The following is a 21989-nucleotide window of genomic DNA, read 5'->3' as shown; positions in this document are numbered from 1 at the left end:
TCGGCCGAAGTAGCTTCGGGGGCGGACTAACCCCTTGACCCGCAAGGAGAAACCGATGAGCGCGGACGACACCTCGGCGTGGTCCTTCGAGACCAGGCAGATCCACGCGGGCGCCGCGCCGGATCCGGCCACGGGCGCGCGGGCGACCCCGATCTACCAGACGACGTCGTACGTCTTCCGCGACAGCCAGCACGGCGCCGACCTGTTCAGCCTGGCCGAGCCCGGCAACATCTACACGCGGATCATGAACCCGACGCAGGACGTGCTGGAGCAGCGCGTCGCCTCCCTCGAAGGCGGGGTCGCGGCGCTGGCGTTCGCGTCCGGCTCGGCCGCGACCACGGCGGCGATCCTGAACCTGGCGGGCGCGGGCGACCACTTCGTGTCCAGCCAGTCGCTCTACGGCGGCACCTACAACCTCTTCCACTACACGCTGCCGAAGCTCGGCATCGAGGTCACGTTCATCGACGACCAGGACGACCTCGAGCAGTGGCGCGCCGCCGTCCGGCCGAACACGAAGTTCTTCTTCGCCGAGACGCTCGCCAACCCGGGCAGCAACGTCCTCGACATCCGCGGCGTCGCCGACACCGCGCACGAGGCCGGCGTCCCGCTGCTGGTCGACAACACCATCCCGACGCCGTACCTGGTCCGCCCGATCGAGCACGGCGCCGACGTCGTGATCCACTCGGCCACCAAGTACCTCGGCGGCCACGGCACGACGATCGCCGGTGTCCTGGTCGACGGCGGCACGTTCGACTTCGGCAAGGACCCGGCGAAGTTCCCGGGCTTCACCGAGCCGGACCCGAGCTACCACGGCCTGAAGTACTGGGAGGCGCTCGGCCCGGGCGCGTACGCGGCGAAGGCGCGCGTCCAGCTGCTGCGCGACACGGGCGCGGCGATCGCCCCGCTGAACAGCTTCCTGATCCTGCAGGGCATCGAGACCCTGTCGCTGCGCGTCGAGCGGCACGTGCAGAACGCGCAGGCCCTCGCCGAGTGGCTGGAACAGCGCGATGAGGTCGAGAAGGTGTACTACGCCGGCCTGCCGTCGAGCCCCTTCTACGCGGCCAAGCAGAAGTACCTGCCGCGCGGCGCGGGCGCGGTCCTGTCGTTCGACCTGCGCGGCGGCGTCGAGGCGGGCCGGAAGTTCGTCGACGGCACCGAACTGCACAGCCAGCTGGTGAACCTCGGCGACGTCCGGAGCCTGATCGTGCACCCGGCGTCGACCACGCACAGCCAGCTTTCGGCGGAGGAGCAGCTCGCCAGCGGCGTGACGCCGGGCCTGGTCCGGATCGCCGTCGGGCTGGAGGGGATCGAGGACCTCAAGGCTGACCTGGAGGCCGGATTCCGGGCGGCCAAGGCGGAACTGTGACCGTTACCGGCGCCTGGCGGATCGGTGATCCGCCGGGCCGCCGGGAGTTCGTCACCGGCCCCGGCGCGCTCGCGCTGGAGGCCGGTGGCGTGCTGCCGTCGTTCACCCTCGCCTACGAGACGTGGGGGACGCTGAACTCCGACGCGTCCAACGCCGTCCTGGTCGAGCACGCCCTGACCGGCGACAGCCACGCGGCCGGGCCCCCGGAGCCGGGACACCCCAGCGCGGGCTGGTGGGACGGCCTGATCGGGCCGGGAAAAGCCTTGGACACCAGCGAGTTCTTCGTCGTGGTGCCCAACGTGCTCGGCGGCTGCCAGGGTTCGACCGGGCCGTCCTCCCCGGACCCCGGCGGGACGCCGTGGGGCAGCCGGTTCCCGGTGGTGACCTCGCGGGACCAGGTCGTTTCGGAAGCGGTTCTGGCCGACCACCTGGGCATCGAGCGCTGGGCGGCGGTCGTCGGCGGGTCCATGGGCGGGATGCGCGCGCTGGAGTGGGCGGTGACGTTCCCCGCGCGCGTGGCCTCCGTGCTGGTGCTGGCGTCCACGGCGCGGGCGTCTGCCGAGCAGATCGCCTGGGCGTCGCCGCAGCTGCACGCCATCCGGTCGGACCCGTTCTTCCACGGTGGTGACTACTACTCGGAGCCTTCGGGGCCGTGGCGCGGCCTGGGCGTCGCGCGGCGGATCGCGCACGTCACCTACCGCAGCGAACCGGAGCTGGCCCAGCGGTTCGGCCGGAAATACCAGGGCGACGAGGATCCGCTGCGGGGCGGCCGGTTCGCGGTCGAGTCCTATTTGGACCACCACGCGGACAAACTGGTCCGGCGCTTCGACGCGAACAGCTACCTGGTGCTGACGGAGTCGATGAACACCCACGACGTCGGCCGCGACCGCGGCGGCGTGGCCTCGGCACTGGGCCGCGTGACGGCCCGGACGGTGATCGGCGGCGTGGACAGCGACCGGCTCTACCCGCTGTACCAGTCGGCGGAGATCGCGGCGGGGATCCCGGGCGCGCCCGAGCCGTCGGTGGTTTCTTCGCCGTACGGCCACGATTCGTTCCTCATCGAGACCGACCAGATCGCGGCGCTGGTGAAGCAGCTGCTGGGGTAGGCGGCCGGGTCAGCGGCCGGAGACGCGCTCGCCCAGGCGCACCAAGCGGTTCGCGACCCGTCGTGAGGCGCCGGCCGCGTAGTCGCCGAGCCGTTCGGCCGCGCGGTCGGACAGCTTCGCCACCCGCCAGGCGACGTCGTCCGCGCGGTCGCCCGCCTCGTCGCCCGCCGTGGTGATGCGGTCGGCGAGCCTGCCGGTTCCCGCGGCCAGCAAGTCCTTGAGTGCCATGGCTTCCCCTCCGCCTAGAGCATTCCGGCGCGGCGCCACAGCACCGCGCTCGGGCCGCCGATCAGGTCGTTCTCCCGCAGGAACCGGACGAGCTTCCGGGCCCCGAACGTCAGCGTTTCCCGCCGGTGCTCGCTGCTGCGCGCCGCCGGTACCGCGACGCCGGGGTCGATCCCCGCGCGCAGGTACTGGCGCGGCCGGGACAGCAGCCGCGACATCAGCAGCGCACCCACCGCGACCACGAGCCGCGCGAACTCCTTGCGCCACCGCGGGGCGCTCGCCAGCGAGCGGACCAGGTCGTCGCGCGCGTACTTGACGTGCCGGGCCTCTTCGGTGACGTGGATCCGCATCACCGCGCGCACCACCGGCTGCACCGACTCGTCGTCGAGGTGCTCGCGCTGCAGCGCGTCGAAGATCTCCTCGCCGATCAGCGTCGCCACCCACATCGCCGGCCCGTGCAGGATCGCCGGAAGCGCTTGCGCGGAAAGCTGGAGCCAGCGGTTGTTGCGGTAGGGGCGGCCGCCGACGCGCTCGATGAGCGTCGCGAACATCGTGGAGTGCCGGCATTCGTCGGCGATCTCGGTGAGCGCGTAGTGCACGTGCCGGGTCGTCGGGTCCTGCCGGTAGGACGCGCGAAGCAGCATCTGCATGAGGATCAGCTCGAACCAGATCCCGACGCTGACGGTGTTCACCAGCTCCTGGCGTGACAGCTCGATCCGCTGCTCGCGGCTGAGCGTGTCCCACACCGGCGTGCCGTACAGCGAGACCAGCTTTTCGGGGATGAAGAACTGGTCGTCGTTCAGCGGCGCTGCCCAGTGCACGTCGACGTCCGGGTCGTAGGAGAGCCGGGCGCTCGAGCGGAGCAGGCGTTCCGCCGTGGCTTCGCGATCACCCATGCCGCACCTCCCTGTGTCGTGTAACACTAGAACGCATGAAACAATCTTCGTCAAGTTGTAAACCCGCCTAAGGTTGGCCCATGCGCGATCTCCTGAAGCACGCCCTCGAAGCCGACCTGCCCGGCGACGAGACCGCGGAGCGGATCATGGGCGCGGCGCTGACCCAGGCCGAGGACTTCGGGCTGCGCCGGTTCACGGTCGACGACGTCGCGCGCCGCGTCGGCCTTTCGCGCGTGACGATCTACCGGTACTTCCCGAAGAAGGACCAGCTGCTCAACGCGCTGATCCTGCGGGAGATGAAGCGGTTCCTGACGAAGGTCGACGCCGTCGTCGAGGCGCAGGCGACGCCGGAGGAGAAGCTCATCGAGGGGTTGAGCTTCTCCCTGGTCTACCTGCGCGGGCACCGGCTGCTCAACCGGCTGCTGCGCACCGAGCCGGAGCTGATCCTGCCGCACCTGACGGTGCAGGCGGGCGGCCTGTTCGCGGCGGCGCGGTCGAGGATCGCGGCGCACTTCCACGCGGAGATCGCGGCGGGCCGGCTCAGCCTGCCGGCCGAGGACATCGACGGCATGGCGGAGCTGCTGATCCGGATCGTCGTCTCGCTGGTCCTGACGCCGGAAACGGTGCTGCCGGTGGACGACGACACCCAGCGGCGCCGGCTGGCCGAGCTGTACCTGACGCCGGTCGTCCGCTCGCTGCGCCCGAGTTAACGCACGTTAACGCCCGGCCATCGGGAAGTACCGCCGGAGGTTCGCCGCGACGACGCGGTCGAGCACCCGGTCGGGGAGGACGCGCACGAGGCGCGTGATGAGCGCGGCGTCGCGGCCGATGGTGTAGCGCGTGCGCGGCCGTCGCGCGGTGGCGGCCTCGGCGACGATGACGCCGGCCTTGTCCGCCGGCATGCCGTTCCTGGTGTACGCGAGCGACTGCGCGACGACGGCTTCGACGAGCCCGCCGTACCGCTGCCGGTGCCTACTGTCCGGGTTTCGCGTGACACTGTCAACTACACTGCGGCGTCATGGTGACCCGAGCCGAAACCGCCGCGGCGACCCGGGAGGCGCTCGTGCGCGCCGCGTCCGAGCTGCTCGACGAAGGCGGGCCGGGCGCCGTGACGCTCCGCGCGGTCGGCGCCCGCGCGGGTGTTTCGCGCGGCGCGCCCTACGGCCATTTCGAGGACAAGGCGCATCTGCTGACCGAACTGGCCGTCAACGCCTGGAACGCCCTGGCGGACGAAGTCGGCGACCTACGGGCCGCCACGCCGAGCGCGCGCCTGGAGCGGGCTCTGCTCGCGCTCATCGCGGTGGGCCGGCGGCAACCGCACCTGTACGCACTGATGTTCAGCACACCGGTGGCCGGCGACCCGGTGGCCGCCGAAGCGGCGAGCCGCGTCGAAAGCGTCTACTTGGCGCTCGTCGCCGACCTGGTCGGCGAGCGCGACGCCCGGCGCTACGGAGCGCTGCTGATGTCGAGTGCGCACGGCATCGCCGGGCTCGAGCTCAGCGGTCACCTGGCGAAGGAGAAGTGGGAGGTCGACGGCGACGAGCTCGTGCGCACGCTGGTCGCCGCGATCCGGGCCGGGACCGCCTAGTCCGACACCGCTTCCGAGATCCACGGCGCCACCGGCAGGTCGCGGTCCAGGCACTCGACCGACAGCCGGATCGTCCACCGCAGGGCCTGCAGCACCAGGCTGTCCACCTCGTCCGGCGCCGCGCTGGCCAGCGCGATCTCGACCTGCTCCTGCGCGGCCTCGGTGTTGCCGTGGACCTCCGCCAGCAGGGTCCGCACCGCGGTCCGCACCGGCGGGTCGGCCTGGTCGATCGACACCTCTTCGCCGTCTTCGTCGAAGACCTGGACCTTCACCGGCGCGCTGCCGCCGTCGCCGAGGGTGGAGACCATCGCGCTGCATTCGCCGAACAGCAGCAGCATCAGCGCCTTCGTCTCGTCCGCGCGGGCCTGCGGTTCGACGGCCGTCGGCGCGACCTCGACGAGGGCTTCGGCGTCGTCTCCGAGGCTCAGCGCCGTCAGCGCGCGCTGGGCCTTCTCGACGAGCTCCTGCTCGTTCCAGTCCGCATCCACGTGCCCCATCAAACACCAGCGGCGGCGGTCGTGGGGATACCTTGATCCGGGTCGGTCATCCGGCCGCGCGGAGGGCACCCAGCGCGAGCCGGGAGAGCAGTTCGGCGAGTTCCCCGTCACCGAGATGGCGGTTGTACGGGGTCGAGTTGATCAGTCCGAACACGGCGTGTGCCGCCGACCGCGCCTGCCGTTCTTCCAGCTCCGGCATGGCTTCCCGGATCGCGCGGACCCACACCTCGACGTACTGGCGCTGCAGCGCGCGCACCTGCTTGCGGTCGGCGTCGGTGAGGTTCGCGAGGTTGCGCTCCTGGACCGTGATCAGCGCCGGGTGCGCGAGCGCGAAGCCGACGTGGAACGCCACGAGCCCGGCCAGCGTGTCGTCCGGCGAGCCGGGCCTGGCCGCCCACCTCGTGCCGCCGTCGAGCAGGTAGCGGCTGATCGAGTTCAGCATCTCCCCGAGGATCGCGTCCTTGCTGCGGAAGTGCCGGTAGAGCGCCGGGCCGGAGATGCCGACCGCGGCGCCGATGTCGTCGATGCCGACGCCGTGGAAGCCGTGGTGGGCGAACAGCTCGGCGGCCGCGGCCAGGATCTGCTCGCGTCTGCTCGCCTTCTCGCCGTTCACGAGCGGGGTCGGGTTGGCCGGCATCCCGTCATATTAGAGCGGGAGGTTAGCGACCGCTAACACTGTTCCCGTCTTCCGGCGTGGGCCGAGTGGGTTACTTACAGGTAACCAGGGGTTCCTTGTGGGGCTTCAACCTGGTGTGCTTTTGGGGTCGGTTCTGTCACAAAGGAGTGGCCCATGGGGGTTCCGATCCGTCTGTCGCGACGGTTTTTCCTGCGGTTGAGCACGGCCCTCGGGGCCGTAGTCCTGTCCACTCTCGGCGTCGTGGGCACCGCGCACGCCGCCGGGACCGTCTACGCCGCGCTCGGCGACTCCTACTCCTCCGGGGTCGGGGCCGGGAGCTACGGCAGCTCCGGGAGCTGCTACCGCAGCTCGAACGCCTACGGCCAGCTCTGGGCCAACGCCCACAGCGGCACGTCGTTCACCTTCCTGGCCTGCTCCGGTGCCAAAACCGGGGACGTCATCAACCAGGCCAACTCCATCCCCTCCAACGCGAACCTGGTGACGGTCACCGTCGGCGGCAACGACGCCGGCTTCACCGACGTGATCACCACCTGCACCCTCGGCAGCGACTCGGACTGCACCAACCGGGTCAACACCGCGAAGACCTACGTCAACAACACCCTGCCCGCGTTGCTGACCAACACCTACAACGCGATCAAGGCCAAGGCGCCGGGCGCTCGCCTCGTCGTCCTGTCCTACCCGCGCTTCTACACCGTGCCCGGCTCCTGCTGGGTCGGGCTGAGCGACACCAAGCGGTCGGCGATCAACTCCGGCGCCGACGCCCTGGCGTCGGTGACCCAGTCGCGGGCGGCCTCGGCCGGCGCGACGTTCGTCGACGTCCGGCCGTCGTTCGTCGGCCACAACATCTGTTCGTCGGCGGACGACTACCTGCACAGCCTGACCTGGCCGGTGGTCGAGTCGTACCACCCGACCGCGGCCGGGCAGTCGGGCGGCTACTACGCCCCGCTGCGCGGCGCGATCGGCTGACGTCCCCACCGGGAAAGGCCCCCTCGGCGACGAGGGGGCCTTTTCGCGTGCGGCGTCACTGGACACCCACGTTAGCGGTCGCTAACATCGGAGCCGAGGTTAACGACTGCTAACTTCGAGGGAGACCATGGACACGCCGGCACTGGGGACCACCGCTGCCCCGGACAGCGAGGCCTACGCCCGCAACGCCACATCCCACGCGGAGCTGGTCGAAGACCTCCGCAAACGCTTGGCCGCCGCGCGGCTGGGCGGGCCGGAGAAGGCCCGCACCCGGCACGTCGACCGCGGCAAGCTGCTGCCGCGCGACCGCGTCGACACGCTGCTCGACCCGGGCTCGCCGTTCCTCGAACTCTCGCCCCTGGCGGCGAATGGACTGTACGACGACGAGGCGCCGTCGGCCGGGATCATCACCGGGATCGGGCGGGTCTCGGGCCGCGAATGCGTGGTCGTCGCGAACGACGCCACCGTCAAGGGCGGCACGTACTACCCGATGACGGTCAAGAAGCACCTGCGCGCCCAGGAGGTCGCGCTGCACAACAACCTGCCGTGCGTCTACCTGGTGGACTCCGGCGGCGCGTTCCTGCCCAGGCAGGACGAGGTCTTCCCGGATCGTGAACACTTCGGCCGGATCTTCTACAACCAGGCGACGATGTCCGCGCGCGGCATCCCGCAGATCGCGGCCGTCCTCGGCTCCTGCACGGCGGGCGGCGCGTACGTCCCGGCGATGAGCGACGAAGCCGTCATCGTCCGGAACCAGGGCACGATCTTCCTCGGCGGGCCGCCCCTGGTGAAGGCCGCGACCGGCGAGGTCGTCACGGCCGAAGAGCTCGGCGGCGGCGACGTCCACGCGCGCCAGTCCGGCGTCACCGACCACCTGGCCGACGACGACGCGCACGCGCTGCGGATCGTCCGGTCCATCGTGTCCACGCTGGGCCCGCGCACGCCGCGGCCGTGGGACGTGCTGCCGACCGAGGCACCGGCCGTCGACCCCGCCGAGCTGTACGGCGTGGTGCCGACCGACCCGCGCACGCCGTACGACGTGCGCGAAGTCATCGCGCGGATCGTCGACGGCAGCCGGTTCGGCGAGTTCAAGAAGGAGTACGGGTCGACACTGGTCACCGGGTTCGCCCGGATCCACGGCCACCCGGTGGGCATCGTCGCGAACAACGGCGTGCTGTTCGCCGAGTCCGCGATGAAGGGCGCGCACTTCATCGAACTGTGCGACAAGCGCTCGATCCCGCTGCTGTTCCTGCAGAACATCACGGGCTTCATGGTCGGGCGCGCGTACGAGGCCGGCGGCATCGCGAAGCACGGCGCGAAGATGGTCACCGCGGTGGCCTGCGCGCGGGTGCCGAAGTTAACGGTCGTTATCGGCGGCTCGTTCGGGGCCGGCAACTATTCGATGTGCGGCCGGGCGTACTCGCCACGGTTCCTCTGGATGTGGCCGAACGCGCGGATCTCGGTGATGGGCGGCGAGCAGGCGGCGTCGGTGCTCTCGACGGTCCGCCGTGACGCCATCGAGGCCCGCGGCGGCGAATGGTCCACCGAGGACGAAGAGGCGTTCAAGGACCCGATCCGCGAGCAGTACGAGGCGCAGGGCAGCCCCTACTACTCGACGGCGCGGCTGTGGGACGACGGCGTGATCGACCCGGCGGACACCCGCACGGTGCTCGGCCTCGCGCTCTCGACCGCGGCCAACGCACCGCTTTCCGATGTCAACTACGGCGTCTTCCGGATGTGATCATGTTCGACTCAGTGCTGGTAGCGAACCGCGGCGAGATCGCCGTCCGCGTCATCCGCACGCTGCGTGCGCTCGGCATCCGGGCGGTCGCCGTCTACAGCGACGCCGACGCCGACGCGCGGCACGTCCGCGAGGCCGACACGGCGATGCGCATCGGCCCGGCCGAAGCCGCGCGCAGTTACCTCTCGATTCCGGCCATCGTCGACGCCGCCAGGGCGTCGGGCGCGCAGGCCGTGCACCCGGGCTACGGCTTCCTGGCCGAAAACGCCGAATTCGCGAAGGCCTGCGAGGACGCCGGGCTGGTGTTCATCGGCCCGCCGGTCGCGGCGATCGACGCCATGGGCGACAAGATCCGCGCCAAGGCGACGGTGTCGAAGGCCGGGGTCCCCGTCGTGCCCGGCGCGTCCGATGCGGACATCCCCGAGGGCGGGTTCGCGGCCGCCGCGGCGGAAGTCGGCTATCCGCTGCTGCTCAAGCCGTCCGCCGGTGGTGGCGGCAAGGGCATGCGGCTGGTGCACGCGCCCGGGGAGCTGGACGCGGCGATCGAGTCCGCGCGGCGCGAGGCCAAGGGCTCGTTCGGCGACGACACGCTCCTGATGGAGCGGTTCGTGACGACGCCGCGGCACATCGAGATCCAGGTGCTGGCCGACGAGCACGGCAACGTCATCCACCTCGGCGAGCGCGAGTGCAGCCTGCAGCGGCGGCACCAGAAGATCATCGAAGAAGCGCCGTCGGTGCTTCTCGACGAGGCCACCCGCGAGAAGATGGGCACCGCCGCCGCCGAAGCGGCGCGCTCGGTCGGGTACGTCGGCGCGGGCACTGTCGAGTTCATCATGTCGGCGAAGAACCCCGACGAGTTCTTCTTCATGGAGATGAACACCCGGCTGCAGGTCGAGCACCCGGTCACCGAGCTCGTCACCGGCCTCGACCTCGTCGAGTGGCAGGTCCGGGTGGCGGCCGGGGAACACCTGACCGTCAACCAGGAAGACGTCGTCCTCAATGGACACGCCGTCGAAGCACGGGTGTACGCCGAAGACCCGGCGCGCGGGTTCATCCCGACGGGCGGGACGGTGCTGGCGGTGCACGAGCCGTCCGGCGACGGCGTGCGCGTCGACTCGTGGATGACGCGCGGCGCGGTGATCGGCTCGAACTACGACCCCATGCTGGCCAAGGTCATCGCCTGGGGCCCGGACCGCGCGTCGGCGCTGCACCGGCTGGACCGGGCCCTCGCCGACACGGCCTTGCTGGGCGTCGGCACCAACACCGCGTTCCTCCGGGGGCTCCTGGCCGATTCCGACGTCCGCGAAGGACGGCTCGACACCGAACTGGTCGACCGGCGGCTGTCCGATCTGGTCTCTTCCGGCGTGCCGCCGGAGTTCTTCGTCGCGGCCGCGTTGGACCGCTTGCTGGAGCTGCAGCCGGCTGGGTCCGTCGTGGACCCGTGGGACGTCCCGGACGGCTGGCGGATGGGCGGCTCCGGCGGGGTGACGTTCCGGCTGAAGTCCGGCGCGGCGCGTGCCGCGGTCCGGGTGCAGGGCACGCCGTCGGCCGCGACCGTCTTCGTCGACGACGGCGAGCCGGTCGAGGTCTCGGCCCGCCGCGACGGCGACGTGCTCGAAGTCCGGCACGCCGGCGGCTTCCACCGCTACCGCCAGGCCTGCGGTCCGGACCGGACGGTCTGGCTGGCGCGTGACGGCCTGAGCTTTCCCTTCGGGGAGCAGGAATTCGTGCTGTCTTCGCGCGGCGAGACCGCGGGGGCCGGGCCGGTCACCAGTCCGATGCCGGGCACGGTGCTCGTGGTGAAGGTCGCGGCGGGTGACGTCGTGAAGGCCGGAACACCCTTGCTGGTCGTCGAAGCGATGAAGATGGAACACACCGTCACCGCGCCGATCGACGGCGTGGTCAGCGAACTGCCCGTCCGGACCGGCCAGCAGGTCGCGCTCGACGAAACCCTAGCCGTAGTTTCGCCCCAAGAGGAGCAGCAGTGATCGACTTCCGCCTGGACGAGGAGTACGAGGCCCTCCGCAAGACCGTCGAGGACTTCGCGCACGCCGAAGTCGCGCCCGTGATCGGCGAGCTGTACGAGAAGGAAGAGTTCCCGTACGCGATCGTCGCCAAGATGGGCGAGATGGGCCTGTTCGGCCTGCCGTTCCCCGAAGAGTTCGGCGGCATGGGCGGCGACTACTTCGCGCTGTGCCTGGCCCTGGAAGAGCTGGCGCGGGTCGACTCGTCGGTCGCGATCACCCTGGAGGCCGGCGTTTCGCTCGGCGCGATGCCGATCTTCCGCTTCGGCACCCAGGAGCAGAAGGAGAAGTGGCTCCCCGACCTGTGCGCGGGGACAGCCTTGGGCGGCTTCGGCCTCACCGAGCCGGGCGGCGGCTCGGACGCGGGCGCGACGCGCACCCGGGCCTCTTTGGACGGTGACGAGTGGGTCGTCAACGGCAGCAAGGCGTTCATCACGAACTCGGGCACGGACATCACGCGCCTGGTCACGGTCACGGCCGTGACGGACGTGATGGAAAACGGCCGCAAGGAGATCTCGGCGATCCTCATCCCGTCCGGCACGCCCGGCTTCGAGGTGGCGCCGAAGTACTCGAAGGTCGGCTGGAACTGCTCGGACACCCACGAACTGTCCTTTTCGGACGTCCGGGTCCCGGCGGAGAACCTGGTCGGCGTCCGCGGCCGCGGCTACGCGCAGTTCCTGTCCATTTTGGACGAAGGTCGCGTCGCGATCGCCGCGCTGTCGGTGGGCTTGGCGCAGGGGTGCGTCGACGAGTGCCTGCAGTACGTCAAGGACCGCGTCGCGTTCGGCAAGCGGATCGGGGAGTACCAGGCGATCCAGTTCAAGATCGCCGACATGGAGGTCCGCACGCACACCGCGCGCCTGGCCTACTACCAGGCCGCGTCGAAGATGCTGCGCGGCGAGCCGTTCAAGAAGGAAGCCTCGATCGCGAAGCTGGTGGCCTCGAACGCGGCGATGGACAACGCGCGCGACGCGACGCAGATCTTCGGCGGCTACGGCTTCATGAACGAGTTCCCGGTGAGCCGCTTCTACCGCGACGCCAAGATCCTCGAGATCGGCGAGGGCACGAGCGAGGTCCAGAAGATGCTGATCTCGCGCCACCTCGGCGTCGCCTGAAACCACGAAGGGCTCCTCACCAGCCGGTGAGGAGCCCTTTCGCGCGGCTCACTTCGGTTGCTGCTGTTCCTTCTTGTCTTCCTCGGCCCAGGCGGCCTCCGCCTGCATCTGGATGTCGGTGAGGCCGCGGTCGACCTGCACGATGTCCTTGCCGGCCCAGCCCACGAAGTTCTTCGAGCTCTTGGCGTCGGAGAGGGCCTTCAGCATCGGGTAGTAGTCCGGGGCCTTCGCCTTCAGCCAGTCGTCGACGAACTTCATCTTCTTGTAGCTGTCGCCGAACTTCGTCTTCAGCCAGTCCTCGTGCTTCTTGATCGTCGAGATGTCGTGGTCGCTCAGGTGCGACTTCGGCGGCGTCGGCTTCGGCGGGGCGGCCGGCGGGGGCAGCGGGCGCGAGAAGTTCGGCGTGGTGCCGTCGCCCGGGGGCCGGGTGCTCGGCGTCGCGCCCCCACCCGGTCCGTCGTGGGTGACCGCCGTTCCCGGCGGGGGCAACGGCCGCGAGAAGTTCGGGGTCGTGCCGTCGCCCGGGGGCCGGGTGCTCGGCGTCGCGCCACCGCCGCCGGGACCGTCGTGCGTGACGGCGGTGCCGGGCGGCTTCGGCAGCGGCCGCGAGAAGTTCGGCACGCCGCCGCCGTGCGGGGGCAGGTTGCTCAGCTCGTGACCCGCGCCCGAGGAACCCGGCTTCCCCTTGACCAGCTTCGAAAGGCCGGTGAGCCGGCCCAGCGTGCGACCGGCGTAGGCGACGACCTTGGCGAGCTTCGCCATCATCGCCGCGACCTGCACCGAGACCGTCGCGACGCACTTGGTCACGCCGACCGCGATCGACGCGCCGAAGGTGGGGATGGCCAGCGCGAGCGCGATCAGCATCGTGGAGATGATGTCGCCGAGGATCGTCGTGATGATGTCGCGCAGCAGTGAGCGGACCGCGCCGATCAGGGCCCCGGTCGTCTCGACCATGTAGCCGGCGACGTCGGCCGCCTTGGCGTTGGCGTCGATCCAGCCCTTGCGGTCGTTGATCGACTTGAGGAAGCTGTCGTAGCCCTTGCCCTGCCACTGGGTGATCGTCGCCTTGAGCGTCTCGTCCAGCTCGGTGCTGGTGTTGCGCAGCGATTCGCCGATCTTGTGCAGCTCGTTGGCGACCTTCGTGACCTCGGACGGGTTGCCCGCGACCTGGTCCAGCGGCCACTTCAGGAACGAGACGTGCTCGATCAGCCAGCCCAGGCCGGCCGCGATCAGCTTGGCCAGCGGGTCCATGGCGAACGCGACGGTGTCGAGCACGGCGCTGACGACGTTGACGCCCAGCTCGACGCTGACGGCCGCGAGGTCGCCGCCGTGCTCGGTCTGGACCTTGCCGATCGAGTCGCCGACCTGCTTCCAGCTGTCGAAGACGCCGGCGCCCGTGGTGGAGTTCGCGGACGTGATGGGGACGGTCACTTGCCCAGCTCCGTTTCGAAGGTGCTCAAACCCTGCGCCGTGTTCGAGTCGTGGGTCGAGTACGTCTCGGCGGCCTTCTTGACGTCGTCGGCGGACTTGCCGATGTCCCCCACGAGCTTGGTGATCTCTCCGGTGATCACGCCCATCGTGATCCGCGAGGGCACGGCGAGCACCTGGGCGAGCAGGATGCCGAACGCGGCGTTGTCGAACCCGTTGGCGGCCTGCATCCGGTTCGCGGCGTCCTGCACCGCCGGTTGCGTGGTGCCGGACAGGAACTGGCTGAACTTCTGCAGCTCGGCCGGGTCGACCGAGAAACCTTCTCCGGAAACCACCGGATCTCCTCCGTACTACCAGGGGTTGCTTTCGCCCTCGTCCTCTTCCGGCGCGGGCCGGGGACGACGGCGCGGCGGGCCTTGCTGCGGCGGCGGGCCGGGCGGCGGGCGGTGCGGCGGCGCGGGCGGCCGGTCTTCGGCCTCCTGCTCCGGCATGAACACATCGCTCTTGCCCGGGGGCGGCGGCGTCTCCGGTTCGGGCTGCGGCAGGAACTCGTCCAGCAGCTCGCGGGCGGCCGAGCTCTCGCCGACCATGCCGCCGAACGCGTCGGCGACCTGGGCCGAGACCTTCTGCTGCGCCCGGCCGACCAGCTGCATCACCATTCCGGCCAGGGCGTGCGGCGGCCGCTCGTACGCGCGGGGGCCGAACCGGAGGTCCTGCAGCACGCCGCTCGGGCCGACCGTCACCGAGACCGCGCCGTCCGGCGACTGCGCGCTGGCGGTGGCCGACTGGAGCCGTTCCTGCGCGGCTGCCGCTTTTGCCTTGATTTCTTCGAGTTCGACGGTGAACGCGGCCAACGGATCGCCGTCGGGAGGCACTGAATGAGTCAATTCGTCCTCGTCGCGAGAGAGGTGGGGAACGGACGAAGTCAATCAGCGCTCCTTGAAGCTCGGATGAAGCGAACCGAGCCGCGGGCTGAACGAGGCGTGGATCGCCGAAGTCGGCCCGCGCGTACCCCCGCATGCGGTAAGACAGGGCACATGGAGAACATCGTCATCCGTTCGGGTGATTCCGGGGACGTCGAGACGTTGCTCGGCTTCTTCGACGAAGCCGTCGAATGGCTGGTCGCGCGGGGCAGCGCGAAGCAGTGGGGGACCGAGCCGTGGAGCCGCGTCCCGAGCCGCGTCGAACGCGTCGAAGGCATGGCCGCGGACCCGGGCCTGCGCATCGCGATGGTCGACGGCGAGGCGGCCGGCGCCTTGATCGTGTCGGAGGAGCACGACCCGCACGTGCCGCCGGTTGACGAGCGTGAACTGTACGTCCGGTTGCTGATCACGTCGCGGCGGTTCACCGGGCGGCGCGTCGGCGGGCGGCTGGTCGAGTACGCGCTCGACGAAGCGCGGCGGCGCGGCATCGACCTCGTGCGCGTCGACTGCTGGGCGGGCGGCGACGGCGCGCTGCAGCGCTACTACGAGAGCCAGGGCTTCAAGCCGACAGTGCGGTTCCACGTCGAGGAGTGGGTCGGGCAGGTGCTGGAGCAGCGCGTGGGGTAGCGCGATCGCGAGCCAGGGGTGACACTGTTGACGGGTTGCCAACAGACGAAGGAGTCGCCATGGCCGAGGAGCTCGCGGGCAAGGTCGTCGTCATCACCGGCGGCGGGCAGGGGATCGGCGCGGCGACCGCGTCGGCGCTGTCCCGGCTGGGCGCGAAGGTGGTGATCGGCGACCTCGACCAGGTCCGGGCCGAGAAGACCGCCGGCGAGCTGGACGCCGAGGCGCTCCCCTTGGACGTCACCGACATCCGCGGCTTCACCGAGTTCCTCGACGAGGTGGAGCGCCGCCACGGCCGCATCGACGTCCTGATCAACAACGCGGGCATCATGCCGCTCTCGCACCTCGAGGAGGAGAGCGACGCGACGACCCGGCGTCAGCTGGAGATCAACGTGCACGCGGTCATCCACGGCACGCGCGAAGCGATGAAACGGATGCGGCCGCGGCGGTCCGGGCACATCGTGAACGTCGCTTCGTTCGCCGGCAAGGCAGGGTTCCCGGGCGCGGCGACGTACTGCGCGACCAAGCACGCCGTGGTCGGATTGTCCGAGGCGGTGCACCTGGAGCTGCACGGGTCGGGTGTGCACGTTTCGTGCGTGATGCCCGCGATCGTGCGGACCGAGCTGGCGAGCGGCCTCGGCGAAGCGAAGCTGTTCAAGTCCTCGCGCCCGGAAGATGTGGCCGATGCCATCGTATCCACGCTGCGCAAACCTCGTTTCGACGTCTACGTGCCCCGGTCCGTGGGAACTATGGGCAAGCTCACCCGCCTGCTGCCGCGGCGGGCGGGCGAAGTCCTCGCGCGGGCGTTGAAGGCGGACCAGCTTTTGGCTTCAGCGGCCCATTCCCCGGCTCGCGCGGACTACGAGGCGCGCGCGGCGGAAAGCGCGCCCGGGGCGGGCACGGAGTAACTCGGACGGCCTAGCGAGTGTCCGATTTGGACGTGGGCGGTGTTGAGTCCGCCGGTGGTACCCGGCAAGATTGACGGGAATCGACGTCCAGGAGGCTCGAACAATGGTTTCACCGCCCGCACGGCTGGCCGCCGCGGCTTCGAACGTGGTCGGCAAGGTGCTGCACGGCGGTGTCGCCGACCTGCGCCCGATGCCGCGGGTGCTGATCGACCAGGGCCCCAACCGCTCGGTGTACCGGATGACGCACAGCAGCCGTCCGGTGTCCGGGCCGCCGATCCTGCTGGTGCCGCCGCTGGCCGCGCCGGCGATCTGCTTCGACCTGCGCCGCGGCTGCAGCCTCATCGAGCACCTGGTCGAGGGCGGCCGCAACGCGTACCTCGTCGACTACGGCATGGTCGCGTTTTCGGACCGCCGCCTGGGCATCGAGCACTGGATCGACGAGGTCCTGCCGCGCGCGATCCGCAAGGTGAGCGCGGACGCGGGCGGCCAGCCGGTGCACCTGGTGTCGTGGTCGCTGGGCGGGATCTTCTCGCTGCTGGTGAACGCGGACCAACCGGACCTCCCGATCGCGTCGATCACGGCGATCGGCTCCCCGGTGGACTTCACGGCGATCCCGATCGTCGCCCCGTTCCGCCCCCTGGTGGACCTGACGGGCGGCCACCTGCTGACCCCGATCTACCGGGCTTTCGGCGGCGCACCGTCCTATTTGGTCAGCCGGGTCTTCCGCGCGACGGGCATCAGCAAGGAAATCACGAAACCGATCGCGATCCTGTCCCACCTCGACGACCGCGACTACCTGGCCCAGATCGAAGCGGTCGACCACTTCATGAGCAACATGTACGCCTACCCGGGCCGCACGTTCGGCCAGCTGTACCACCGCCTGTTCCGCACGAACGACCTGGCGGAGGGCAAGGTGGACCTGAACGGCCGCATCATCTCCCTGTCCTCGGTCCGCGTCCCGACCCTGGTGGTGGCGGGCGAAAACGACACGATCGCCCCGAGGCCTTCGGTGGAGCGAGTGGTGGAGCTGCTGGACAAGGCCCCGGAGGTCCGCTTCAAGACCGCCCCGGGCGGCCACCTGGGCGTCCTGACGGGCCGCAAGGCCCGCGGCACGACGTGGCGCTACTTGGACGAGTTCCTGGACGACCGGCTCGCCACATCCTGAAAACCGTGAAGGCCACCTTGAGGGGGCAAGGTGGCCTTCACGGACTTACTTGAGTTTCGCGGAGGTCTTGCCGAGGACCCGGCGAGCCACGATGAGCTGCTGAATCTGCTGAGTCCCCTCGAAGATGTCGAGGATTTCTCAGCCGGTTTTCCTTGGCCTCGTGATCTTGGGCGAAAACCGCTTCTGAGCTGCGCTGATGCGTCTCGCTAGTTCCCGTCGTCTGTCGCTGCTCCCTGGCCTCTGACGGCCTGGAGACGGCCTGGCGGACCCCAGCCACACTCGCCCTGCATCTCGATACGAAGCCAGCACGTGGCCGGTGGTGCCGGGTCAAGACACGCTTCACCGTCTTGACGCGGTGCTACCGGCGGTTGTCACGATCGGGCGTCGGGATGGAGGTCCCTTACGACAGTGCGTAACGGAGATTGAGTCACGGACGACCCGAATGGCACAAGCGCTCGTGGAGGGAGGCCAACGTTGGCTCAGGGGACCCGTTTGCCGCCGCCGGGCGGCGCCACGCCAGTTGACCTGCTGGCGGCCGCTCCGCCCGCCCGCCCGCCCGCCCGCCCGCCCGGCCGGCGGGCGGGCGGGCGGAGCGGAGTGGCAGCCCGCCGTGTCGGAAGCGGATGCGGCTGCCCAGGCGAGGGGCTACGTAGGCGACAGGCGCGCCGCAAGCGGCGGCGCGCCCTTGATCCCATAGAGCCAAGTTCGGCAACACCTCTGGGGGCATCTTGCCCTGAGTGGGTGAAGATATTTCGTTGATGTTGAAACGATAGTTAGATTAGCTTTGTGAGGACGTCGCAGATGAGCATTACGACCGAGCGTTTTGCGCTTGCGCTGAAGAATCTTGACCCCACGCAGTGGCGGCCGTTTGAACGGCTGGCGACGGTCTTCCTGGCAGATGAATTTCCCAACATACGACCAGTTAGTGGTATGTCCGGGGACGGCGGCGCTGATGCTCTCCTGTTTTCAGTGGAAGATGATCCTTCGACGCTAGTTCAGTACTCGGTTCGCGTGGACTTTGCGACGAAAATATCGGAGACATGCAAGCGTATCAAGGATACGTTTCCAAACGTCAAAGTGTTAGTGTATGTAACAAACCAGCCGATTGATTCAAAGAGTGTGGAGCTTCGTCGGACTGCTCGCGCAAAGTACGGTATTCACCTCGACCCGCGCGGCTTGGACTGGCTTATTTCGGTGCGCAACGAGAGTTCGGCTTCGATGGCTGAGGCTGAAGAGTTGGCCAGGTTGGTCGTTGATCCTTTGATTGTCGAACCAGATAACCTAATCAAGCGACAAGCGCAAGCTTTGGATGACACTGAAGCGAAGGCAGCCTTCGTATATTTAGGGTTACAGTGGCAAGACGACAGTCGTGAAAAGGGATTGACAAAAGTTTGCTTTGAGGCGATTGTTAGATCTGTGCTTCGCGACACTGATAGCGATAATAGGCTAACTCGGAATAAAGTCTATGAGATGGTGTCGTCTCTTCTGCCGGGTCATCACGGGCGAATCCTGCAGGAGCAAGTTGACGGTGCGCTAATCAGGTTGAATAAGAAATACCTGCGGCATTGGCAAAAAATCGACGAATTTTGCCTCACTTGGGCTGAGCGTGTTCGACTGGCTAATCGCCTAACGGATCTTGAGGTGCAGGATTCCGCCCTGCGAACCCACTTGGCCACGGCGTTAACTACTTCCGCGTCTGAATCTGGCGTCGACATAAAGCAAGTAGATCTTGATGAATTGATCGATTCCTGTCGGGCTATGATCGAAAATGTTCTCTTAAGTCGCGGGGAAGCTTTCGCGATTGCGGTGTCGCGTGATCAAGGTGCCGACGTCAAGCCCGCTGATATCGAAGCGGTTGTTTCTGACGTGGTTACTAAATCTGGAAAGCAGCCTTTGTTGCCCGTTCATGTGATCGCCGCTACACTTCAGACTCTTCTGGTCTCGCCGCCTCCGGATGTGCGGGTTTATTTGAGAAGCCTTGCGGACACGTACACTCTTTTCTCCTTTATGAGGGAGACTCCGGATGTGCAGTCGGCCGTTGTGAAGATATTCGCGGAAGGCGATATTTGGTTGGACTCATCTGTTGTCTTGCCGCTTTTCGCTGAAGAGTTGCTTGAGGAAGATCAGCGCGCGCATTCGGAACTTTTGGCGGCCGCCAAAGAGTGTGGCCTTTATTTGCGGGTTACCGACGGTGTAATCGAAGAACTGGCTACGCATATTCGTCGTTGTCGAACGTATTTCCGGGCCATCTCGCGCGAGGGTGCCCACGGTTCAATACCCTTCCTTTTCAATGCTCATCGACTTGCAGGCCGCGAGGATTCTGATTTTGAGAATTGGTTAGAGAATTTTTGCGGTAAGGTTGAGCCGGAGGTGGATATTGCCGAATATCTCGCAGAGGAGCATGGTGTTGAAAATGAGTCGCTGACTGATTTTGTTAATCGGGCTCCTGTGGAGTTGCGCGCAGCTGTCGCCGAAGTGTGGTACCGGAGTCGGGAGTATAAAGAACGTCGGCAGGCCGCCTTGGGTATACCTGTGATGGATGCGGCGACGCGCGACCGTCTGGTTAACCACGACGTGGAGAACTATGTAGGCATTGTTATGCGAAGGCAAGAGCGGCGTGAGAATCGATCAGCTTTCGGCTATAAGAGTTGGTGGCTAACGCTCGACCGAACAGCGTTCAGGGTTCGGGATAAGATAGCCGGAGAAATCGAAGGTAAGCCTCCCGCTACCCCTGCTATTAGTCCAGACTTCATGCTCAACTATCTTGCAATAGGGCCAGTGCGGAAGCGAGCTGGTCGGAAGACCGCTAATCTACCCTTGATGTTGAACATGTCGGTTCTTGACGCGGTTCCAGAGGATCTTCTAGTTCTCGCGGATGAGCTTCGTTCGAAGCTGGCAGATCTTCCGGCCCGAGTGGTAAGGCGAAAGATTAGGGAGACGCTAGAAGACGCGCGTCGATTGCTCGGTCCAAAAGGAAACGCTGGAGAGGTTGGGCTGACTGATGAGATCAAGGTAAAACTGATCGCTGCTGCCCGTGCTCGATGAAGTAGATTTGTACTGAGGGGACGCTGCTAGTCTGTAGCCATGCGTGGTGCGGGTGACCGGCTCAGCATCGATGAGCGGATCGCGTTCTACCGGCGGCGGCGTGGGCTGTCGCAGGCGGCTCTTGCTGACTCCGGCTGTACTCGGGGGACCTGTTCACGAAAGGTTGTCTGGTACGGAGCGTCCCGGAAAGCCGGGATCGAGTACCGGAGGCGGGCCGACGGAATGCATGCGCTCCGTCACTTCTACGCCTCGACGCTCCTGGCCCGTGCGGTGTCGATTACGGAGCTGGCCGACTACCTTGGCCACGCGGACCCGGGCTTCACGCTCCGGACGTACACGCACTTGGTCCCGTCGAGTCACCAGCGGGCGCGGGAGGCGGTCGACGCGGTGTTCGGACGGCCTGCCCTTGATGACGGCCTGGAGGCGGCCTGATCATGAAGCCCCGCCCCCGCCGACGCGAAAGCCGCCCGGTCGCAGAGCCCCGAGAAGGGCAAGCGACCGGGCGGCTTTCCGTTGCGTCGCAACTACTTCAGTTCGGCGCTGGACTTCCCCAGAATCCGCCGAGCCACGATCAACTGCTGGATCTGCTGCGTCCCCTCGAAGATGTCCAGAATCTTCGCGTCCCGGGCCCACTTCTCGAGGAGTGATTCCTCGCCGTAAGCCCCGGTCAGTTCGACGCACTTGAGTGCGATCTCCACCACCGAACGCCCCGCTTTGGCCTTGGCCATCGACGCCTGCAGGGAGTTCGGCTTGCGGTTGTCCGCCATCCAGGCCGACTCCAGTGTCAGGAGGTACGCCGACTCGTAGTCCGCCTCCAGGCGCAGGAACTCCGCCGCTGCCGCGTGCTGGGAGTTCGCCGGGCGGTCGTAGTCGATCTTGACGCCCGCGGCGGTCAGGATGTTCCGGGTCTCCTCCAGCGCCGCCCGCGCGACGCCGATCGCCATCGCCGCCACCAGGGGGCGCGTGTTGTCGAACGTCTGCATGACGCCCGCGAAGCCCTTTTTCGTGTCGATCTCCGGTGAGCCCAGCAAGTTCTCGCGAGGCACTCGGCAGTTCTCGAAGCGCAGCACCGCCGTGTCCGACGCGCGGATGCCGAGCTTGTGCTCGACGCGCACCACCTCGAAGCCCGGCGTGCCCTTCTCCACCACGAACGACTTGATCGCCGCGCGGCCCTTGGACTTGTCCAGCGTCGCCCAGACGACCACCGCGTCCGCGCGCTCGCCCGACGTCACGAAGATCTTCTCGCCGTTCAGCACGTACTCGTCGCCGTCGAGGCGGGCCGTCGTCGTCACCGCCGCCGAGTCCGAGCCGAAGCTCGGCTCGGTGATCGCCATCGCCGCCCACATGCCGGAGAACTTCTCGAGCTGCTCGTCCGTCGCCACCGAGCTGATCGCCGCGTTGCCGAGGCCCTGGCGCGGCATCGACAGCAGCAGCCCGACGTCGCCCCAGCACATCTCGATCGTGCCGAGCACGACGTTCAGGTTGGCGCCGTTGCGGTTGCCCTTCTCCTCCTTCTCGGAGGCGGACCGCCGGACGCCCGCCGCGCCCGCGCCGCCCTCGCCCGACGAGTTCAGGCCGTCCAGCAGGGCCGCGAACATGTCCAGCTCGGCCGGGTACGTGTGCTCCGCGCGGTCGTACTTGCGCGAGATCGGCCGGAACACCTCGGCCGCGGCCTGGTACGCCTGGTTGATCAGCGCGCCGGCCTTCTTGGGGGTTTCCAGGTTAATCATCGTTA

22 protein-coding genes are annotated in these 21989 nt (G+C 68.2%); 13 read left to right on the top strand and 9 right to left on the bottom strand.

The features are described from left to right. Positions 1–55: 55 nt before the first annotated feature. On the top strand, positions 56–1366 hold the full coding sequence (locus ACWEN0_RS01600; protein WP_451967940.1) for a bifunctional o-acetylhomoserine/o-acetylserine sulfhydrylase: 1311 nt from the start codon (positions 56–58) through the stop codon (positions 1364–1366). Next, positions 1363–2472 carry a homoserine O-acetyltransferase MetX gene (metX, locus tag ACWEN0_RS01595; protein WP_451967938.1) on the top strand — a complete coding sequence of 370 codons (1110 nt, stop codon included), beginning with the start codon at positions 1363–1365 and terminating at the stop codon, positions 2470–2472. The genes ACWEN0_RS01600 and metX overlap by 4 nt, the downstream gene beginning before the upstream one ends. A 9-nt stretch (positions 2473–2481) precedes the next feature. Here the strand turns inward: metX and ACWEN0_RS01590 are convergent, their stop codons facing one another. Together ACWEN0_RS01590 and ACWEN0_RS01585 are read right to left on the bottom strand one after the other, a co-directional pair. After that, entirely contained in the window at positions 2482–2700 is a 219-nt protein-coding gene (locus ACWEN0_RS01590; protein ID WP_451967936.1) for a hypothetical protein, read from the bottom strand. Positions 2701–2714: 14 nt separating this feature from the next. Next, complete coding sequence (locus tag ACWEN0_RS01585; protein WP_451967934.1) at positions 2715–3593, bottom strand: AurF N-oxygenase family protein; 879 nt, start codon at positions 3591–3593, stop codon at positions 2715–2717. Between the two features lie 80 nt (positions 3594–3673). Here ACWEN0_RS01585 and ACWEN0_RS01580 point away from each other — a divergent pair, with 80 nt between their 5' ends. After that, a complete protein-coding gene (locus ACWEN0_RS01580; protein WP_451967932.1) occupies positions 3674–4303 on the top strand; it encodes a TetR/AcrR family transcriptional regulator in 630 nt (209 codons plus the stop codon). 6 nt (positions 4304–4309) lie between these two features. Here ACWEN0_RS01580 and ACWEN0_RS01575 read toward each other — a convergent pair whose 3' ends face one another. Next, positions 4310–4495 (bottom strand): hypothetical protein, encoded by a 186-nt coding sequence (locus ACWEN0_RS01575; RefSeq protein ID WP_451967930.1) that lies wholly within the window; start codon positions 4493–4495, stop codon positions 4310–4312. A gap of 116 nt (positions 4496–4611) precedes the next feature. Between ACWEN0_RS01575 and ACWEN0_RS01570 the strand changes: the two genes are divergently transcribed. After that, positions 4612–5181, top strand: a complete 570-nt coding sequence (locus ACWEN0_RS01570; RefSeq protein WP_451967928.1) for a TetR/AcrR family transcriptional regulator — start codon at positions 4612–4614, stop codon at positions 5179–5181. Here ACWEN0_RS01570 and ACWEN0_RS01565 read toward each other — a convergent pair. Both ACWEN0_RS01565 and ACWEN0_RS01560 read right to left on the bottom strand, forming a co-directional pair. Next, on the bottom strand, positions 5178–5678 hold the full coding sequence (locus ACWEN0_RS01565) for a hypothetical protein (RefSeq protein WP_451967926.1): 501 nt from the start codon (positions 5676–5678) through the stop codon (positions 5178–5180). The genes ACWEN0_RS01570 and ACWEN0_RS01565 overlap by 4 nt on opposite strands. 46 nt (positions 5679–5724) lie before the next feature. Beyond that, positions 5725–6315, bottom strand: coding sequence for an SACE_7040 family transcriptional regulator (locus tag ACWEN0_RS01560; protein WP_451967923.1), 591 nt, complete (start codon positions 6313–6315; stop codon positions 5725–5727). A 195-nt stretch (positions 6316–6510) separates the two neighbouring features. On the opposite strand from ACWEN0_RS01560, the gene ACWEN0_RS01555 reads away from it, so the two are divergent. From ACWEN0_RS01555 to ACWEN0_RS01540, 4 genes are all read left to right on the top strand, one after another. After that, positions 6511–7281, top strand: a complete 771-nt coding sequence (locus ACWEN0_RS01555) for an SGNH/GDSL hydrolase family protein (RefSeq protein ID WP_451969800.1) — start codon at positions 6511–6513, stop codon at positions 7279–7281. Between the two features lie 127 nt (positions 7282–7408). Continuing rightward, positions 7409–9022, top strand: a complete 1614-nt coding sequence (locus ACWEN0_RS01550) for a carboxyl transferase domain-containing protein (RefSeq protein WP_451967922.1) — start codon at positions 7409–7411, stop codon at positions 9020–9022. Positions 9023–9024: 2 nt separating this feature from the next. Beyond that, positions 9025–11010, top strand: coding sequence for an acetyl-CoA carboxylase biotin carboxylase subunit (locus ACWEN0_RS01545; protein ID WP_451967921.1), 1986 nt, complete (start codon positions 9025–9027; stop codon positions 11008–11010). Beyond that, positions 11007–12161: an acyl-CoA dehydrogenase family protein gene (locus ACWEN0_RS01540; RefSeq protein WP_451967920.1), complete on the top strand. Its 1155-nt coding sequence runs from the start codon at positions 11007–11009 to the stop codon at positions 12159–12161. Before ACWEN0_RS01545 ends, ACWEN0_RS01540 begins: the two co-directional genes overlap by 4 nt. Positions 12162–12209: 48 nt before the next feature. On the opposite strand, the gene ACWEN0_RS01535 is transcribed toward ACWEN0_RS01540, so the two are convergent. The 3 genes from ACWEN0_RS01535 to ACWEN0_RS01525 are packed head-to-tail and all read right to left on the bottom strand — an operon-like array spanning position 12210 to position 14464. Further along, the gene (locus ACWEN0_RS01535) at positions 12210–13592 is read right to left on the bottom strand and encodes a hypothetical protein (RefSeq protein ID WP_451967919.1); all 1383 of its coding nucleotides are present in this window, start codon (positions 13590–13592) and stop codon (positions 12210–12212) included. After that, entirely contained in the window at positions 13589–13924 is a 336-nt protein-coding gene (locus ACWEN0_RS01530) for a hypothetical protein (RefSeq protein WP_451967917.1), read from the bottom strand. The genes ACWEN0_RS01535 and ACWEN0_RS01530 overlap by 4 nt, the downstream gene beginning before the upstream one ends. A 15-nt stretch (positions 13925–13939) precedes the next feature. Next, a complete protein-coding gene (locus ACWEN0_RS01525) occupies positions 13940–14464 on the bottom strand; it encodes a YbaB/EbfC family nucleoid-associated protein (RefSeq protein ID WP_451967916.1) in 525 nt (174 codons plus the stop codon). A 162-nt stretch (positions 14465–14626) separates the two neighbouring features. Between ACWEN0_RS01525 and ACWEN0_RS01520 the strand changes: the two genes are divergently transcribed. From ACWEN0_RS01520 to ACWEN0_RS01500, 5 genes are all read left to right on the top strand, one after another. After that, complete coding sequence (locus tag ACWEN0_RS01520; protein ID WP_451967915.1) at positions 14627–15139, top strand: GNAT family N-acetyltransferase; 513 nt, start codon at positions 14627–14629, stop codon at positions 15137–15139. Positions 15140–15198: 59 nt separating this feature from the next. Then, positions 15199–16044, top strand: coding sequence for an SDR family oxidoreductase (locus tag ACWEN0_RS01515; RefSeq protein WP_451967914.1), 846 nt, complete (start codon positions 15199–15201; stop codon positions 16042–16044). Positions 16045–16147: 103 nt separating this feature from the next. After that, on the top strand, positions 16148–17209 hold the full coding sequence (locus tag ACWEN0_RS01510) for an alpha/beta hydrolase (RefSeq protein WP_451967912.1): 1062 nt from the start codon (positions 16148–16150) through the stop codon (positions 17207–17209). An 801-nt stretch (positions 17210–18010) separates the two neighbouring features. After that, positions 18011–20254, top strand: a complete 2244-nt coding sequence (locus ACWEN0_RS01505) for a hypothetical protein (RefSeq protein ID WP_451967911.1) — start codon at positions 18011–18013, stop codon at positions 20252–20254. Between the two features lie 222 nt (positions 20255–20476). Beyond that, complete coding sequence (locus ACWEN0_RS01500; RefSeq protein ID WP_451969798.1) at positions 20477–20686, top strand: tyrosine-type recombinase/integrase; 210 nt, start codon at positions 20477–20479, stop codon at positions 20684–20686. A 92-nt stretch (positions 20687–20778) separates the two neighbouring features. On the opposite strand, the gene ACWEN0_RS01495 is transcribed toward ACWEN0_RS01500, so the two are convergent. Then, complete coding sequence (locus tag ACWEN0_RS01495; protein WP_451967909.1) at positions 20779–21984, bottom strand: acyl-CoA dehydrogenase family protein; 1206 nt, start codon at positions 21982–21984, stop codon at positions 20779–20781. Positions 21985–21989: the final 5 nt, after the last annotated feature.

The sequence above is a fragment of the Amycolatopsis sp. NPDC004378 genome (assembly GCF_053602455.1).
Note: the sequence above shows the minus strand (reverse complement) of the source record. Positions and strands in the feature narration are given on the sequence as shown.